The sequence below is a fragment of the Bradyrhizobium sp. UFLA06-06 genome (assembly GCF_054820065.1).
Genome location: NZ_JADFUD010000108.1, coordinates 1 through 15,357, shown reverse-complemented (window position 1 = coordinate 15,357; position 15,357 = coordinate 1). Strand labels below are relative to the sequence as shown.

General features: G+C 64.2%; 11 protein-coding genes. 5 read left to right on the top strand and 6 right to left on the bottom strand.

The annotated features are described in order from the left end of the window. Positions 1 to 223: 223 nt before the first annotated feature. The 3 genes from IF803_RS40900 to metG all read right to left on the bottom strand — a co-directional run bounded on the left by IF803_RS40900 (position 224) and on the right by metG (position 5,792). Positions 224 to 3,100, bottom strand: a complete 2,877-nt coding sequence (locus IF803_RS40900; RefSeq protein WP_028333677.1) for an EAL domain-containing protein — start codon at positions 3,098 to 3,100, stop codon at positions 224 to 226. Positions 3,101 to 3,220: 120 nt separating this feature from the next. Beyond that, positions 3,221 to 4,219 carry an NAD(P)H-quinone oxidoreductase gene (locus IF803_RS40895; protein WP_411782856.1) on the bottom strand — a complete coding sequence of 333 codons (999 nt, stop codon included), beginning with the start codon at positions 4,217 to 4,219 and terminating at the stop codon, positions 3,221 to 3,223. Positions 4,220 to 4,325: 106 nt separating this feature from the next. Continuing rightward, the gene (gene metG / locus IF803_RS40890; RefSeq protein WP_461195997.1) at positions 4,326 to 5,792 is read right to left on the bottom strand and encodes a methionine--tRNA ligase; all 1,467 of its coding nucleotides are present in this window, start codon (positions 5,790 to 5,792) and stop codon (positions 4,326 to 4,328) included. A gap of 382 nt (positions 5,793 to 6,174) precedes the next feature. Between metG and IF803_RS40885 the strand changes: the two genes are divergently transcribed. Together IF803_RS40885 and rcdA are read left to right on the top strand one after the other, a co-directional pair. Further along, entirely contained in the window at positions 6,175 to 6,366 is a 192-nt protein-coding gene (locus IF803_RS40885; protein WP_028340278.1) for a DUF1192 domain-containing protein, read from the top strand. A gap of 644 nt (positions 6,367 to 7,010) precedes the next feature. Further along, entirely contained in the window at positions 7,011 to 7,523 is a 513-nt protein-coding gene (gene rcdA, locus IF803_RS40880; RefSeq protein ID WP_092123179.1) for a protease adaptor protein RcdA, read from the top strand. A gap of 14 nt (positions 7,524 to 7,537) precedes the next feature. Here the strand turns inward: rcdA and pdxR are convergent, their stop codons facing one another. Then, complete coding sequence (gene pdxR, locus IF803_RS40875) at positions 7,538 to 9,052, bottom strand: MocR-like pyridoxine biosynthesis transcription factor PdxR (RefSeq protein ID WP_461195996.1); 1,515 nt, start codon at positions 9,050 to 9,052, stop codon at positions 7,538 to 7,540. Positions 9,053 to 9,160: 108 nt separating this feature from the next. On the opposite strand from pdxR, the gene IF803_RS40870 reads away from it, so the two are divergent. Both IF803_RS40870 and IF803_RS40865 read left to right on the top strand, forming a co-directional pair. Further along, complete coding sequence (locus tag IF803_RS40870) at positions 9,161 to 9,787, top strand: FMN-binding negative transcriptional regulator (RefSeq protein WP_461195995.1); 627 nt, start codon at positions 9,161 to 9,163, stop codon at positions 9,785 to 9,787. Positions 9,788 to 9,947: 160 nt separating this feature from the next. Next, entirely contained in the window at positions 9,948 to 10,565 is a 618-nt protein-coding gene (locus tag IF803_RS40865) for a LysE family translocator (protein WP_461195994.1), read from the top strand. A gap of 188 nt (positions 10,566 to 10,753) precedes the next feature. Here IF803_RS40865 and IF803_RS40860 read toward each other — a convergent pair whose 3' ends face one another. After that, a complete protein-coding gene (locus IF803_RS40860; RefSeq protein WP_461195993.1) occupies positions 10,754 to 13,357 on the bottom strand; it encodes an MASE1 domain-containing protein in 2,604 nt (867 codons plus the stop codon). 496 nt (positions 13,358 to 13,853) lie between these two features. Between IF803_RS40860 and IF803_RS40855 the strand changes: the two genes are divergently transcribed. Then, positions 13,854 to 14,402 (top strand): hypothetical protein, encoded by a 549-nt coding sequence (locus IF803_RS40855; RefSeq protein WP_461195992.1) that lies wholly within the window; start codon positions 13,854 to 13,856, stop codon positions 14,400 to 14,402. On the opposite strand, the gene IF803_RS40850 is transcribed toward IF803_RS40855, so the two are convergent. After that, a complete protein-coding gene (locus tag IF803_RS40850; RefSeq protein WP_461195991.1) occupies positions 14,399 to 15,139 on the bottom strand; it encodes a phosphotransferase enzyme family protein in 741 nt (246 codons plus the stop codon). The two genes, IF803_RS40855 and IF803_RS40850, sit on opposite strands and share 4 nt — an antisense overlap. Positions 15,140 to 15,357: the final 218 nt, after the last annotated feature.

The following is a 15,357-nucleotide window of genomic DNA, read 5'->3' as shown; positions in this document are numbered from 1 at the left end:
CCGCTTGCGGCGCGTCTCGAACCACGAGGCCGAGTTACCTCCGCAGCCGCCGAAGGGTCATATGCGATTGCCCTACGCTTGCGGGGGAGGGCTCTCTCCGCGAGTCGTTCCGTGGAGAGAGTCCCCACCCGTATCGCATCTTCGATGCGATACGACCTCCCCCGCAAGCGGGAGAGGTGCGGCGAGCCCGCTGCAAGATCGATGCTAACTTACTTGATCGAGCTTAGCTCGCGGCTTCCAGCCGTTCCTCGGTGAGGAGCCGGGTCGCGGCATCGGCGTCCATCGGCTCGCCGAAGGCAAAGCCCTGGGCGTATTCGCAGCCGAGCTGGTAGAGCTCGACGGCATCCGAATCCGTCTCGGCGCCTTCCGCGACCACTTCCATGCCGAGATCGTGCGCCAGCGCGATGATCGATTTCAGGATCACCGGGCGGGTGCCGCGGCTCGTGGTGCGGACGAAGGACTGGTCGATCTTGATGGTGTCGAACGGGAAGCGCTGCAGATAGGACAGCGAGGAGTGGCCGGTGCCGAAATCGTCGAGCGACAGCCCGGTGCCGAGCTCGCGGATCCGCGCCAGCATCTGGGCGGCGTGCTCCGGGTTCTCCATGACCAGCGATTCCGTCAGCTCCAGCTTCAGCGTGCCGCGCGCGACCGAGGAGCGCGACAGCACGGTGCGGATGTCGTGGATCAGATCGTGGCGCAGCAATTGTCGCGACGACACGTTGACCGACGCGAAGATCGGCTCGCGCGCGCGCATCGCGCGCTGCCACACCGCGAGCTGGCGCGCGGTCTGGTCCATCACGAACATGCCGAGATCGACGATCAGGCCGGTTTCCTCGGCGACGTTGATGAACTCCGACGGCGACATCCGGCCGAGCTTGGGATGGTCCCAGCGCGCCAGCGCCTCGAAGCCGGCGATCGCGCGATCCTCCAGCCGCACGATCGGCTGGTACAGGATCGTGATCTCCTGCCGTTCGATGGCGCGGCGCAGGTCGCTCTCGAGCGTCAGGCGGTCGGTCTTCCGCGCCCGCATCGCCGGCTTGTAGACGTCGATGCGGTCGCCGCCGATCCGCTTGGAATGATACATCGCAAGCTCGGCGTCCTTGATGATCTCGTCGGTCAGCGGTGCCGCCGGGTCGGACAGCGCAAGCCCGATCGAGGCGGTCAGGAAGATCTCGCGGTCGTTGAACGCGATCGGGGCGCGGATGGTCTTGCGGATGGTCTCGGCGAAATTGGTGATCCGCGCCGGGTCCTGTTCCGACAGCAGGATCAGGCCGAACTGGTCGCCGGCCATGCGGGCCAGCGTGTCCTGCGGCTTGAGGATGCGGGTCAGCCGCCGCGCCAGCGTCAGCAGGATGGAATCGCCGACCGCAATCCCGACGGAATCGTTGACCTGCTTGAAGCGGTCGAGGTCGATCACCATCAAGGTCGGCCGCAGGTTCGGCATGGTCTTGGCGAGATTCGCCACCGCGCCGAGGCGGTCCATGAACAGCCGGCGGTTCGGCAGGCCGGTCAGATTGTCATGCACGGAGTCATGCAGCATCCGCTCTTCGGAATTCTTGAACTCGGTGACATCGGTCAGGGTGCCGACCACGCGCGAGACCTCGCCGTCGGAGCCGACCACCGGCCGCGCCTTCAGCGCGAACCACATGAAGTGGCCGTCGGGCGTGCGCAGCCGGAAATCCTGCACCAGGCGGCCGCGGCGCTGGTCGAGCACGCTGTCGAGCGCGGCGCGGAAGCGGTCCTGGTCGAGCGGGTGCAGCACCTCGAGCCATTTCGCCGCCGGGCCTTCCAGCGTGCCGCGCTTGAGGCCGAGCAGGGCCTCGGTCTCGGGGCTGGTGAACACCTTGTCGGCGGACACGTCCCAGTCCCAGATCAGATCGCCGGATCCGGTCAGCGCCAGCGCCCGGCGCTCGACGTCGGAGACGACGCCGGTGGTGGCGCCGCCGCCGGCGAAGGCGTGCTGCATGACCGTGAAGCCGATCAGCATCACGATCAGCACCAGGCCGCCGAGCAGCGCCGGGCCGACGATGTCGTTGGTGACGGAGCCGGCGACCGTCATGCCGGCCGCGACCACCCAGACCACCAGCAGGAACCAGGTCGGGATCAACAGCACGGCGCGGTCGAAGCCGTGGGTCGAGAGATAGACGATCAGCGCGAAGCCGGCGAAGGCGATCATCACCAGCGACATGCGCGCGATGCCGGAGGCGACCGCGGGATCGAACAGCGCCAGCGCGACCAGCGAGCCGAGGAAGACCAGCCAGCCGATCGTGATGTGCGAGTAGCGGACGTGCCAGCGACTCAAATTCAGATAGGCGAACAGGAACACCAGCAGTGTCGCCGCGAGGATCGCCTCGCCCGCCGCGCGCCAGACGCGCTCGGCGTTGTTCGACATGTCGAGCACCTTGCCCCAGAAGCCGAAGTCGACGCCGATATAGACCAGCACCGCCCAGGCCAGCGCCGCGGCGGCCGGGAACATGATGCTGCCCTTGACCACAAACAAGATCGTGAGCACGAGCGCGAGCAGGCCCGAGATGCCGATCACGATGCCCTGGTACAGCGTGAACGAGTTGACCTTGTCCTTGTAGGCGTCGGGTTCCCACAGATAGAGCTGCGGCAGCTTGTCGGTGCGCAGTTCCGCGACATAGGTGACGACGGCGCCGGGATCGAGCGTGATGCGGAACACGTCGGCGGTCGGACTCTCCTGCCGCTCGGGACGATCGCCGACCGACGGCGTGATGGTGGCGATGCGCGACAGGCCGAGGTCGGGCCACAGCAGGCCTGACGACACGATGCGATAGTGCGGCGCGACGATCAGGCGGTCGAGCTGGTCGTCGGTGTTGTTGGCGAGCGCGAACACCACCCAGTTCTGGCCGCCTTCGCGGGCGCGAACCTCGATGCGGCGCACGATGCCGTCGGTTCCGGGTGCGGTGGAGACCTGGATGCGGTCGGTTTCACTGCGCTGATGGTCGAGAACCGCCGTCAAATCGATCGCCGGCGCATCGCTGCGCACGCTCACCGCGTCGATCGCATACGCGGCAGGCGCGGCGGCAAACATCATGAGGCCCAGCGCGAGCAGCGCAAGGCACCTGATCAGACGCAATGTCAGTACTCCGCGATCGACAAACTGACCGGGCCCGGCGACCGGCCCGGCGGTGGCGCGATAAATGACACGAAAGCGAAGGGAATCAAAGGGTTTCCGCCCCTGCTTCCGTCGCGAGGGTTAAACCACCAACACAATTTTGCCAATATGTTCGCTGGTCTCCATGCGCCGGTGCGCGTCGGCGGCCTTTTCCAGCGGGAATGTGCTGTCCATCAGCGGTTTGACGCGGCCTTCGCGCAGCAAGGGCAGCACCTTTGCCTCGATCGCCGCGACCATCGCCGCCTTGTCCGCATTACTACGGGGGCGCAGGGTCGAGCCGGTGTGGTGCAGCCGCTTGACCATCAGCTTGGCGAAATTGGCCGTGGCCTTCGGTGTTCCCGACAGGAACGCGATCTGGACGATGCGGCCCTCGACGGCGGCGGCGTCGTAGTTCCGGTCGATATAGTCGCCGCCCACCATGTCGAGGATGACATCGGCGCCGTTGCCGCCGGTGGCCTTTTTCACCGCCTCGACGAAATCCTCGGTCTTGTAATTGACCGCGTGATCGGCGCCGAGCTTGAGGCAGGCGTCGGCCTTGTCCTGCGAGCCGACGGTGACGATCACCTTGGCGCCGAACGCCTTGGCAAGCTGGATCGCCATCGTGCCGATGCCCGACGAGCCGCCGTGGATCAGCAGCGTCTCCCCGGCCTTGAGCGCGCCGCGCTCGAACACATTGTGCCACACCGTCATCAGCGTTTCCGGGGTAGCGCCGGCTTCCTGCATCGACAGCGAGGGCGGCACGGTCATCGCCTGCGCGTCCTGCGCGATGCAATATTGCGCGTAGCCGCCGCCGGCGACGAGCGACATCACCTTGTCGCCGATCTTGTGCTTTGCGCCTTCGCCGAGCGCGACCACTTCGCCCGCGATCTCGAGGCCGGGCAGGTCGCTGGCGCCGGGCGGCGGCGGATAGGAGCCGGAGCGCTGCGCGACGTCAGGACGATTGACGCCGGCGGCCGCGACCTTGACCAAAATCTCGCCGGCCTTCGGCACCGGCACCGCACGGGTCTCCGGCACCAGCACCTCAGGGCCACCCGGCTTGCTGATGGCGACGACGGTCATTTGCGCGGGCAGGTTTGGCATGGTCGGTCCCTGGTCAGTGGAGAGGATTGGCGGATGGCATACCGCCTTTTCCACCGAAGCGAAACGCCATTAAGCCCCGAACCGCGCCGTGAGCTGGCCGGCTCTCTCAGGCGTGATTTTCTCGACCAGCGGCCCGAGCCTTGCGGCCGGCGTGCCCGCGCCGCGATCCAGCAGCGGGAGGAGTGGGCCATTGGGCCAGCGTGGCACGGCATCGCTCTGACCGAGCGCGCCGAGCACGCGCGCCGCGAAACTCCAGTGCGGTGTGATGGCGGTGCAGCGTCGCGATGCGCTGCTCCAGATCGTGCGCCAGCTGTCGCTCGGCATCGCCGGGCACGCCGCCTTCGGGAAAGCGGCCGTCGAAGGCGCGATGCGCAAAACTGATGATGCGGTTGGCGAGATTGCCGAAGATGTCGGCGAGATCCTTGTTCACGTCGGCAACGAATCTGGCGACGCCAAAATCGGTGTCGGCGCTTTCGGGCGCGTTGGCGATCAACCACCAGCGCCAGAGATCGGCGGGCAATTCCGTGAGCGCCGCATCGGTGAAGACGCCGCGCTTCCTGCTGGTCGAGAACTTGCCGCCTTCGTAATTCAGCCAATGGAATCCCTTGATCACATCGGCGGTCTTCCACGGTTCGCCGGCGCCGATCAGCGTCGCCGGAAAGCTCACGGTGTGGAACGGGATGTTGTCCTTGCCGAGAAACTGGATGTAGCTGACGTCATCGGCCTGCCACCACCATTGCCGCCAGTCGCGGCCCGGCGCGGCGTCGGCCCATTCCTGCGTCGCCGCGATGTAGCCGATCGGCGCGTCGAACCAGACATAGAACACCTTGCCGTCGAAACCTTCGCGCGGCACCGCGATGCCCCAGGCGAGATCGCGCGTGATGCAGCGATCGCGCAGCTCCGCATTGAGCCAGCCCTTCGCGGTCGACACCACGAAGGATGGCCATCCGCTGCGGCTGTCGATCCATGCGCCGATTTTTTCGACCAGTCGCGACTGCCGCAGAAACAGATGACGGCTCTCGCGGATCTCGAGCGAGCGGTCGCCTGAGAGTGCCGAGCGGGGATCGATGAGCTCCGGCGGGTCGAGTAGCGTGCCGCAATGGTCGCATTGATCGCCGCGCGCGCCAGCGTCGCCGCAATGCGGACAGGTGCCGAGCACGTAGCGGTCGGGCAGGAAGCGGCGGTCGGCGGGCGAGAACACCTGTCGCGAGGTGCGTGCTTCGATCAGTCCGGCGTCGTCGAGCCGGCGATAGAAGTGCTGCGTCAGCGTATGATTATGCGGCGAGCTGGTGCGGCCGAAATGATCGAAGGAGAGGCCGAAGCGCCGGTAGATGTCGGCCTGGATGGCGTGCTGCGCGTCGCAGAACGCCCGGACATCCTGTCCGGCCTCGATGGCGCCGAGCTCCGCCGGCGTGCCGTGCTCGTCGGTCGCGCAGATGAACAGCACGTCGCAGCCGATCTGCCGGCGGAAGCGGGCATGGACATCGGCGGGCAGCAGCGAGCCGACGAGATTGCCGAGATGCTTGACGCCGTTGACGTAAGGCAGCGCGCTGGTGATGAGAATCTTGGTCATGGGTTAAGGTCTTTCGCGTTCGGTGATGCCGACCCCCAAGAGAAATTCCGACGAAATCAAATCGGAAAATCAAAAAGCCCTCCCGCGTGACCGGAAGGGCTTGGGGTCGGCTCATGCCTGGCGCGCAGGCGCGCAACTATCCCCTCCGGTCAGACTCCTTGCGGTCGGGCCGGGGCATTCGCGTCAGATGTTGCGCGCACACGAAAGTCACTGCAAAATTCTCCTCGAGCATGATCCGGAAAAGTGCGAAGCGGTTTTCCGAAAAGATCATGCTCAAACAAAGAGCTGAAGCGCGATGACGATTCAACCCAATCTTATCGCGCTTTGGGACATCTACCAGCTCTGGACGCACGGCGCCAGACCAGCTTCGCGGGGAGGACACATGCCGATTGAGGATGAGGACCGGCCGCGGAAGAAAATCAGCCACGAGATCGGACAGGATCTCTCGCTGCTGTCGGTCGAGGAATTGACCGAGCGCATCGCGCTGCTCACGACCGAAGTCGATCGCCTGAAAGAGGCGATGACAAAGAAGCGCGCCTCGAAGGATGCCGCGAACGCGTTCTTCAAGTCGTAAGTGCTACGCCATCATTTCTGTCGTAGCCCGGATGACGCGAAGCGCAATCCGGGAGCCGCGCTATCCGCGGATGGACCGTTCCCGGATTTCGCTGCGCTCCATCCGGGCTACGCCACTGCGATTTTGTTCGAAGCCGCCCTCAATCCGTCATCCTGAGGAGCCGCGAAGCGGCGTCTCGAAGGATCGACGGCCACTGGCCGGGCCGCGCATCCTTCGAGACGCGCTACGCGCTCCTCCAGCGACAAAGGCGGAGCCTTTGCGCGGGGATGACGGAATACGCGTTCGCGCGACCCGTTGGCTCCGTCCGGACTACGAAGAGACCTGTCCCAAACTAGGTCAATGGCCGACATGGCAAACAAAGCGTCAAGAAATCCGTTCATTTACGATCGGTTAAGCTTTCTCGATTATGACTGCATTGTCCTCGTTTGGACACCGAGTGGCTCCTGTCCACTCTGTTTGACGCCTCCCTGTTATCAACTTCAAAAGCCGCCGGAAACGGCGGCTCTTTTTTGCGCCCCCTATCCGTTGGAAACCATAAATCCGGTTGCGGCTGGACTCTTCGGCGCGCCCGCGCAATGATTTGTTCATCATAAGCTGGCGCGTCAGATGCCAGCGGGCGTTACGATGGTGTGAGGGCGTTAACCATGGCCGATCGTTCCCAGAACGAAGCCGGGCTTGTGCTGTTCAGTGAACGGCTGACCAATTCTGCGGCATTCGGCGTGCTGTTCCGGGAAGGCATGGACCTGGTCGAGCAGACCGCGGCCTATCTCGACGGTGACGGGCGTGCCGAGGCCAAGGCGCTCGAACGGTCCGTGAGCCTGACCTATGCCACCGAAAGCATGCGCCTGACCACGCGGCTGATGCAGCTCGCGTCCTGGCTGCTGCTGCATCGCGCGGTCAAGGAAGGCGAGATGACGCTGACCCAGGCCAATCGCGAAAAGACCAAGGTGAAGCTGTCGGCTGCCGATCCCGGTCCGGTCGACATGGTGACCAAGCTGCCGGAGCAATTGCAGCAGCTGATCGCCCGCTCGATGGATCTGCAGGCGCGCGTCCGCCGCCTCGACACCACGATCCACGCACCGGCGCCGGATCGCTCGTCGATCGGCAACCCGCTGGTGCCGCAGCTCAACCGCCTCAAGGCCGCGTTCGAGCAGTAATCCAGGCAGTCAAATCAGTGTGACGCGTCCGCGCGGCGTGGCTTGGTCCGCCGGGGCGATGTGTGCTGATCGATCACACGTCGTAGCCGTAGCGCCGCCGCCTCCAGCTCCTCAGCTTCGAAGCCGCCGAAGCCGAGCATCAGGCCGGGGCGTGGCGCGGCTTGGTACATCGGTGAGATCGGCCGCACGACGATGCCGGCGGCAAGCGCAGCCCTTGCCAGTTGCACATCGTCGAGACCGTGGGGCAGCCATGACAGCAGATGCATGCCCTGATCGCTCGGCTGCAGCGTGACGCCTTGTGGCATGTGTCGTTCGATCGCCGCGATCAGTGTCGCGCGACGCGCAGCGTAGACGCCGCGGATGCGCCGGATATGCGCTTCGAACAGGCCCTCGCGCATATAGGCCGCCAGCACATGCTGATCCGCGGTCGGTGAATGCCGGTCGAGCAGCGCCCGCGCGCCGGCGAAGGCGTCGATCAGCGGCGCGGGTGCCACGACGTAGCCGAGCCGCAGCGAGGGAAACAGCACCTTGCTCAGCGTGCCAAGATAGATCACCCGCGATGGGGCGAGGCCCTGCATCGACGGGAAGGGATGCCCGGCATAGCGCAGCTCGCTGTCGTAATCGTCCTCGACGATCCAGGCATTGCTTCGCTGCGCCCACGCTACCAGCGCGTTGCGGCGGGCCATACTCAAGGGCATGCCGAGCGGATATTGATGCGACGGCGTCACGAAGGCCGCGCGTGCGTGCGGGCACGCGGCGACGGCGGCTTCGACGTCGATGCCCTGCGCATCGACCGATACGCGCGTCGTGAGGAGATCGAGATCGTCGAGCACCGCCGTCATGCCGGGATAGGCGGGATCCTCGGCCCAGACGCGATCGCCTGACGACAGCAGCACGCGGCCGGCGAGATAGAGGCCTTGCTGGGTGCCGGCCGTGATCACGACCTGCTCGGGCTCGCAATGCACCGCGCGGGATTTGCGCACATAGTCGGCGATCGCCTGCCGCAGCTCGATCAGGCCGCGCGGATCGCCGTAGCTCGCAGGCGCCGCGGCGCGCGATGCGCGCACGCGGTTGCCGAGGCGGCGCCAATGGTCGTCGGGCGCGACCGCGCCGCCGGGGACCGCGATCGCAAACGGGACTTCCGGCATCGGCGTGAAGGCTGCCGCCACTTTGGCAAGCCGCGCCGCGCGCGGCGGCAACTGGATCGGCGTTGATTTGTTCGGGTTGCGATCGACCACGACAGGCCGCGCCTGCTCGGCAAGCGTCGGCGCGACGCGGGTGCCGGCACCGACCTGCGATTCCAGATAGCCCTCGGCCAGCAACTGCTCAAAGGCTTCCGTGACCGTGCCGCGCGCAACGCCGAGCGAGGCCGACAGCGCGCGCGTCGACGGCAGGAATTCCCCGGCCTTCAGCTCGCCGCTCGCAATAGCGGCGCGCAGGGCCTGCGCGATCTGGCGCCCGACCTGTCCGGCGGCGCGGTCGACGGCGCGGAGCGAAGGGATGCTGATCGTGGCGCGCAGGCGGGGCATAGTGGACTAATCAAGATGATCGAAAGTGGCTCTTATCATAGGCCACTTCGGCGCTATGGTGGAGCAGCAATTGATGAGGCCTGCCAAAGGTCTGCCGAGAGGTTCGCAATGTACCTGCCGCCGCACTTCAAGATCGATGAGCTCGGTCCGATCCACGCCGCGATGCGGGCCTCAAAGCTCGCGACGCTGGTCACCGCAACCGCCGATGGCCTGATCGGAACGCCGCTGCCGCTGATCCTCAATGAGAACGAGGGCGTCTACGGCACGCTGTACGGTCACGTCGCGCGGCCCAATCCGCAGTGGAACCTGCCCGCGCTCGGCGAGGCGATGGCGATCTTCATGGGGCCCGACGCCTATGTGACGCCGTCCTGGTATGCGACCAAGGCCGAGCACGGCAAGGTGGTGCCGACCTGGAATTACGTCGCCGTCCACGTCTATGGCGCGGCCGAGTTCTTCGAGGATCCCGACCGCCTGCTCGACGTCGTGACCCGGCTGACCGAGCTGCACGAGAATTCGCGCCAGGAGGCCTGGCAGGTCAGCGACGCGCCTGACGATTTCATCAAGGCGCAGCTGCGCGGCATCGTCGGCTTCCGGATGCCGATCACGCGGATCGACGCCAAGAAGAAGATGAGCCAGAACCGCAAGCCCGAGGATCGCGCCGGCGTCATCGCGGGTCTTGGCGCCAGCGAAAATCCGGTCGACCGCGAGGTCGCGGCGATGATCCCGGCGCATTAGAGTGCTCTAAATCAAAATGCAGCCTGTCATTGCGAGGAGCGACAGCGACGAAGCAATCCATCCATCGGCATATGCGGGCAGATGGATTGCTTCGCTTCGCTCGCAATGACGGCGGAGGAAGTTGCGCCCGCTCAACCCCTTCAGAGATTGACGCCCGCACATGGAATTGTACCTTGCCTTCGCGATCACGACCGCAACCTTCGCGCTGATCCCGGGCCCCGCCATGCTGTACGCCGCGGCCCGCACTTTAGCGGGCGGCAGGCGCGCGGGGCTGATGGCCTCGCTCGGGCTGCATCTCGGCGGCTATGTCCATGTCGTCGCCGCGGCCGCCGGCCTCGCTCTGCTGTTTCATGCGGTGCCGCCGCTGTTCATGGCGATGAAGCTTGCCGGCGCGGCCTATCTGGTCTGGCTCGGGCTCTCGCTGTTCCGCGACCGCGACAATGCAAAGCGCCCCACGCTTGCGCCGCTCTCGGCGGAGCGCGCCTTCGTGCAAAGCATCGTCGTTGAGGTGCTCAATCCGAAGACGGCAATCTTCTTCCTGGCGTTCCTGCCGCAATTCGTCGATGCGTCGGCCGGCCTGCCGGTCTGGGTCCAGCTGTTTCTGCTCGGCACAACGGTCAATCTGACCTTCTCGGCGGTCGACATCGTCTGCGTGTTCTTCGCCAGCGCCGTGATGTCGAAGCTGCAGCGCTCGAAGCGGTCGCAGCGCATCATGCAGCGGATCGGTGGCAGCATCCTGGTCGCGCTCGGCGCGCGGCTGGCTTTCCAGGATCGCTAGAGCGTTTTCGAGCGAAGTGGATACCGGTTCGCGTGAAGAAAACGCGTCACAACAAGAGTCTAGAGCCCCGTTCCGATTCTATCGGAACGGGAAAGGCTCTAGCAGCAGTCATGTCCATCAGCGGCGATGGTGCGGATCAACGCTTCGTCAAGCTGCGCGACGAGCAGCTTCTGCAATGGCCCGACCGGTCAATTTCTGCGCGAGGCTTCGGTCGTGCTTGACGCCATGGGCGTGCCGGACGATCGCGTTGGTCGCGGAGGCGCAAGATCGTGGATAAAATCTCTCAGTGCCTCGGTATCGAACGGCTTGCGGAGTATTTTTAGACTTGGCGGAGCCGCTTTTGCGGCATCGCTGTAGCCGGTTGTAAGGGCTATCGGCAAACCGGGGTATCGCGACCTGACTTCTCTCGCGAGCCCGACGCCATCGATGGTCCCGGGCATGACGATATCGCTGAAGACGAGATCGATCTTTGTCCCTGCTTCGAGCAATTTCAGCGCCGCTTCGGCCGAATCTCGATAGATCGTGTCATAACCCAGATGCTCGAACAGCGAAGATGTCACATCCGCCACTTCGGGGCTGTCGTCGACAACGAGAACCGTCTGCCGCTGCGGCTGCCTTGCTCTTGCTCTGGCAGCGGCGAGGTCTTTGCTGGTGATCTGCTCGTCCGCGCAGGACGGCAGGTAGATTGTAATCGTTGTCCCCTGTCCAACCTTGCTGTCCGCCGTCACCGTTCCACCGGCCTGGTGCGCGAAACCATAGACTTGGGACAAGCCGAGCCCGGTGCCCTTGCCGACCTCCTTGGTCGTGAAGAACGGATCGAACATCTTGGACAGCAGGTTTGGCGGAATGCCGGTGCCGGTATCGCCAAGCGCTATCGCAAAGAAGGCCTTTGCGCGGCGATCGCCGCCGGTTTCCTGGTTCGCGGTCACCGCATGGACGGATAAGGTGAACGTGCCGCCGCTTGGCATGGCATCGCGCGCATTGACGGCGATGTTGACGATCGCAAGTTCCAGCTCGGCGAGGTCCACCTTGACCGACGCTACGCCCTCGCCGACGTTCTCGTTGTACACGATGTTCCCGCGCAGCGAGCTCTCGATCATGGTCCGCATGTTCTTGATGGACGTATTCAGGTCGACGACCGTCGGGCTGAGATGCTGATGACGAGAGAACGTCAACAATTGGCGTGTGAGGCTCTCGCCGCGTTTGGCCGCGGTCTGTATGGCTTCAATTGCCTTGGGCAGTTTTGGATCGAGCAGGCGAGTAAAGATCTGGGCACTGCCTCCGATGATCATCAATAGATTGTTGAAGTCGTGTGCAATCCCGCCGGTCAGCTTGCCGATTGCCTCCATTTTTTGCGACATCGCGAGCTGCTCGCGTGCCTGAACCAGCTTCTCCTCCGCATCGCGTCGCTCGGTTGCGTCGCGCAGAATACTGATGAAGCCGATCAGATTTCCCGCGTCATCATGGCTCGACGAGACCGAGCCCGTGATGAAGAACGGCGTACCATTCTTTCTGATGCGCCAACCCTCTACGTCGTACTTGCCTCTTTCGATTGCCGTCTCCAGCGCGTGTGTTGGCGAACCCGCGCGGCGTTCATCCGGCCGATAAAATATTCCAAAATGTTTGCCTATGATTTCTTCCGAGGTGTAGCCGATGATTTTTTGAGCGGTGCTATTCCAGCTCGTAACGTGTCCTTCTCTATCAAGCGCGAAAATCGCATAGTCGACGACGCCTTCGATAAGGGTCTGGAAGTGCCGTCTGATGCTTTCGAGCGCCGAGGCGTTCCGTTCAAGTTGACCGTTCAGTTGGTCCTGCACGGAAAGCAGATGGGCTTCCGTGGTCTGGCGCGTGGCAATTGCCGCAGCCAGGGCAAGAGGGGGCGCCGATACGATGATCGAAAGCACGAGCAGTGACAACAATGCGCCGCTCAGATCCGTCTTCGGAAACGGATCATTACCGGACGCGAACCCCCAGACTGCCATTCCGGTGAAAATGAGCGCAGCCGTAGCCGCGGTGCATCGATTGCCGCGCAGACCGGTCCAGATCAACGGGAGCAAAGCCAGAAAGCCCAGCAGGCTGCGATGCGGCAACGGCAAATTGAGATCGTCGCTGACGAGGTCGCTGCCGATGAGCGGGCTGTAGGCTACGATCCCAATGAGACCGGCGAGAACGGGAACTGCGATCGATTCCAGCAGAGCCCACCTGGAGGAAATCCGTAAGGGCATCGTCGCCCAGAGCACGATGACCGGAGCAATCACCAGGGTCGCGGCTGCGTCGGCAAGCCACCAGGTCAGCCCCGCGGCGACGGAATCGGGAAAGCTCGGTTCGTTGACGAAGATGAATCCGGCCAAAGCGGTGGATGAACTGATCATCGCGGTCGGTGCAAAGGAAATGCCTGCAAACTTTGCGACACCGGATGGTGTGGCAAACGTCTGGCGACCGTTCGACCAGCGTCCGATCAGCCATGTCCCGGCCATTGCAGCAAGGAGGGTGCCGATCCCGGCGGCGACAAACTCCAGGAGCGATCGGTCGGTCATCAGGTAAGGCGCGACGGCGCCCACCAGGATCGCGGGCCAGACCCGGTACCCACGCAGCAGCATCAGCGCGAGCGCAACCCCGGTCGGCGGCCACAGCGGTGTCGCGGCTGGATTGATAGCGGGAAGGAGATGTGCGGAGGCCGCAAGGCTCCCGTAGATCGCGGTGACGATGAAAACTTCGACCGAATAGGTCACAGCGCTCCGAGCATCGCCAAAGGCGAAAATGCCGGCCTTATCGAACCTTGCCCGTTCCATCACAAGCCTTTGCGGTGGGCACCTCAAGAATGCGGTAGGGAACGACCTGGCACCCGGTCCAATGTCACCCGAAGGAAGGCGATTGCATTTTCACCATGTCGATGACCCCTGCCAAACACTCAACGCAGTTTTGACCAAAGCATGGCCGCTGGATCGAGAGTAGGGGGCGCCAACAACTTCGTCACAGGGGCTATGGGGCAGGATCGCTGACCTAATGGCGAGGGTCCTGCAAAATCGATCCGATCCCGCTGCGTGTCGGTGTCGCTCAAGTGACCGCTTCGGGTCAAAGGCGAATATCGGCAAGCGCCCTTCGAGCTCAGCTTTGGGCCAGGAGCAGACGCCGGAACGGCGCGAGCGGTCGGCGTTCTCTCGCCGCCATGTCGACCCCGAGACACCGGCAGATATTTCTTCAACCCTAGGTAGCCAAACCCGAGCTGCATGGTACCGTGCGCTCGTCGGGACGGCATTTCCGTCCCGGATTTGGGAGGGCCATGTCATGAAATTGCCGTCGAGCCTTGTCGCGCCTTCAGCCGTCGCTGTGTTGTCAACTGCCTGGCTGTGCGGCCCGGCAGCGTCGCAAACAGATCCCGCCAAGCCGCTTCCGTCCATCACGGTCGAGGCACCGAAGCCGGTGGCAAGGCCAAATCGTCCGACCCAGGTGGTGACCACAGGGGCATCTCACCGCAGATCGAGAACCACCCAGACGTCATCGTCAACCGCTCGATCGCCGGCACCGGATTCAGTGCTGGGCAGGATTGCCGCGCTGGAGAAAGTCGCCAGCAATTGCAACGGTGGCTGCGAATCGAGCCTCCCGCATGGCAAGGATCCTTGGGTCGGGTGTAGCGAGTCGACGGGCGGACAAACCCACGGACCGTTCTCGTCGACGTGCCGGGACAACCTCACCTACAAATCCTACGTCGATTGCGTCGAGACCAAATGGTTCCTGGGCGAGTACCGAAACAGAGCCTGGTGGCTTTGCAGCAGCCTGCAGGCCGCGGGGAAGTTTAAGGTCGCCGAACTCAAGCGATCGAAACGCCCACACTAGACCGCTCGTACGTCGGCAAGCCGCTTGATTGCGTACGCGTCGTCCCAGCAGACAGCGGCCTCCCATGCGGCCGACGCTTGCGCGGCGATGTCGTGCGCGACGCCGTCGAGACCGGCGGCATTGTGGGGCAGCACCAGGTCGAGATCGGGGACGTCGACATGCGACTCGTCCCAGTCGATCAGCGCGACCCGATCCGCGGTCACGCGGATGTTGCGCGGGTTGGGGTCGCCGTGGACGACGCAGGTCTGACGTCCGGCGAGCCGCGCCCACGCGGCTCGGCATCGGGCAACGGCCTCAGGCGGCATCGCGGCGAGGTCGATCTTCGTTCCGGTTTCGGCGTGCAGCAGGTCGGTCGATGATCGCCAGCCCGGGCGCTGCGGCCAGTGCTGCGTCAACCGATGCAGCCGGCGGAGCGTGTCGGCCGCGCAACGCCAGTCGGCCTCCGTCTCCGGCGGTCCGCCCTCCACATATGTCATGACCACCAGACCGTCCGCGAACAACCGGCCGTCTATCGTCGGGATCGGCACCGGCACGGTGAGACCTTCACGATCGAGGTATTGGAGGAGCTTCGTCTCCCACGCGAGATCAGCGTCGCTCCTCGTACCGAGACGACCGACGGCGCGGTGCCCGTGGATGCGCACGCTCCACACGTCGTTCGCGACTCCGCCAGTGAGCGGTTCGATGCGAGTTACGTCTTCACCCCACTGCCGGAGTGCCTCCCATCCCGCTGACGACATCAAAAGCATTCCTCATTGCGTTGGCCGGCAAAAGACATTTAGGGGATGTCACCTTAGATGGCGCTCACCCGCCGAAAACTGAGGGGTAGAGCATGTCTGCTCCGCCCAGGTAGCGGACCGTACTCTCGATTTTTGTATGACCTAAAGCGTGATGGCATTAAGTTCGATAGCCTGAATTTTTGAGGTAGTTGGCACATTCCTCGGAGGTGAAGGCGTCG

Bases quoted from the DNA above. Each gene is read 5' to 3' on its own strand.
- pdxR (WP_461195996.1), bottom strand. From the start codon at position 9,052: ATGCCCCGCCTGCGCGCCACGATCAGCATCCCTTCGCTCCGCGCCGTC.
- IF803_RS40870 (WP_461195995.1), top strand. From the start codon at position 9,161: ATGTACCTGCCGCCGCACTTCAAGATCGATGAGCTCGGTCCGATCCAC.
- metG (WP_461195997.1), bottom strand. From the start codon at position 5,792: ATGACCAAGATTCTCATCACCAGCGCGCTGCCTTACGTCAACGGCGTC.
- IF803_RS40850 (WP_461195991.1), bottom strand. From the start codon at position 15,139: ATGTCGTCAGCGGGATGGGAGGCACTCCGGCAGTGGGGTGAAGACGTA.
- IF803_RS40865 (WP_461195994.1), top strand. From the start codon at position 9,948: ATGGAATTGTACCTTGCCTTCGCGATCACGACCGCAACCTTCGCGCTG.
- IF803_RS40885 (WP_028340278.1), top strand. From the start codon at position 6,175: ATGCCGATTGAGGATGAGGACCGGCCGCGGAAGAAAATCAGCCACGAG.
- IF803_RS40855 (WP_461195992.1), top strand. From the start codon at position 13,854: ATGAAATTGCCGTCGAGCCTTGTCGCGCCTTCAGCCGTCGCTGTGTTG.
- rcdA (WP_092123179.1), top strand. From the start codon at position 7,011: ATGGCCGATCGTTCCCAGAACGAAGCCGGGCTTGTGCTGTTCAGTGAA.
- IF803_RS40860 (WP_461195993.1), bottom strand. From the start codon at position 13,357: ATGGAACGGGCAAGGTTCGATAAGGCCGGCATTTTCGCCTTTGGCGAT.
- IF803_RS40895 (WP_411782856.1), bottom strand. From the start codon at position 4,219: ATGCCAAACCTGCCCGCGCAAATGACCGTCGTCGCCATCAGCAAGCCG.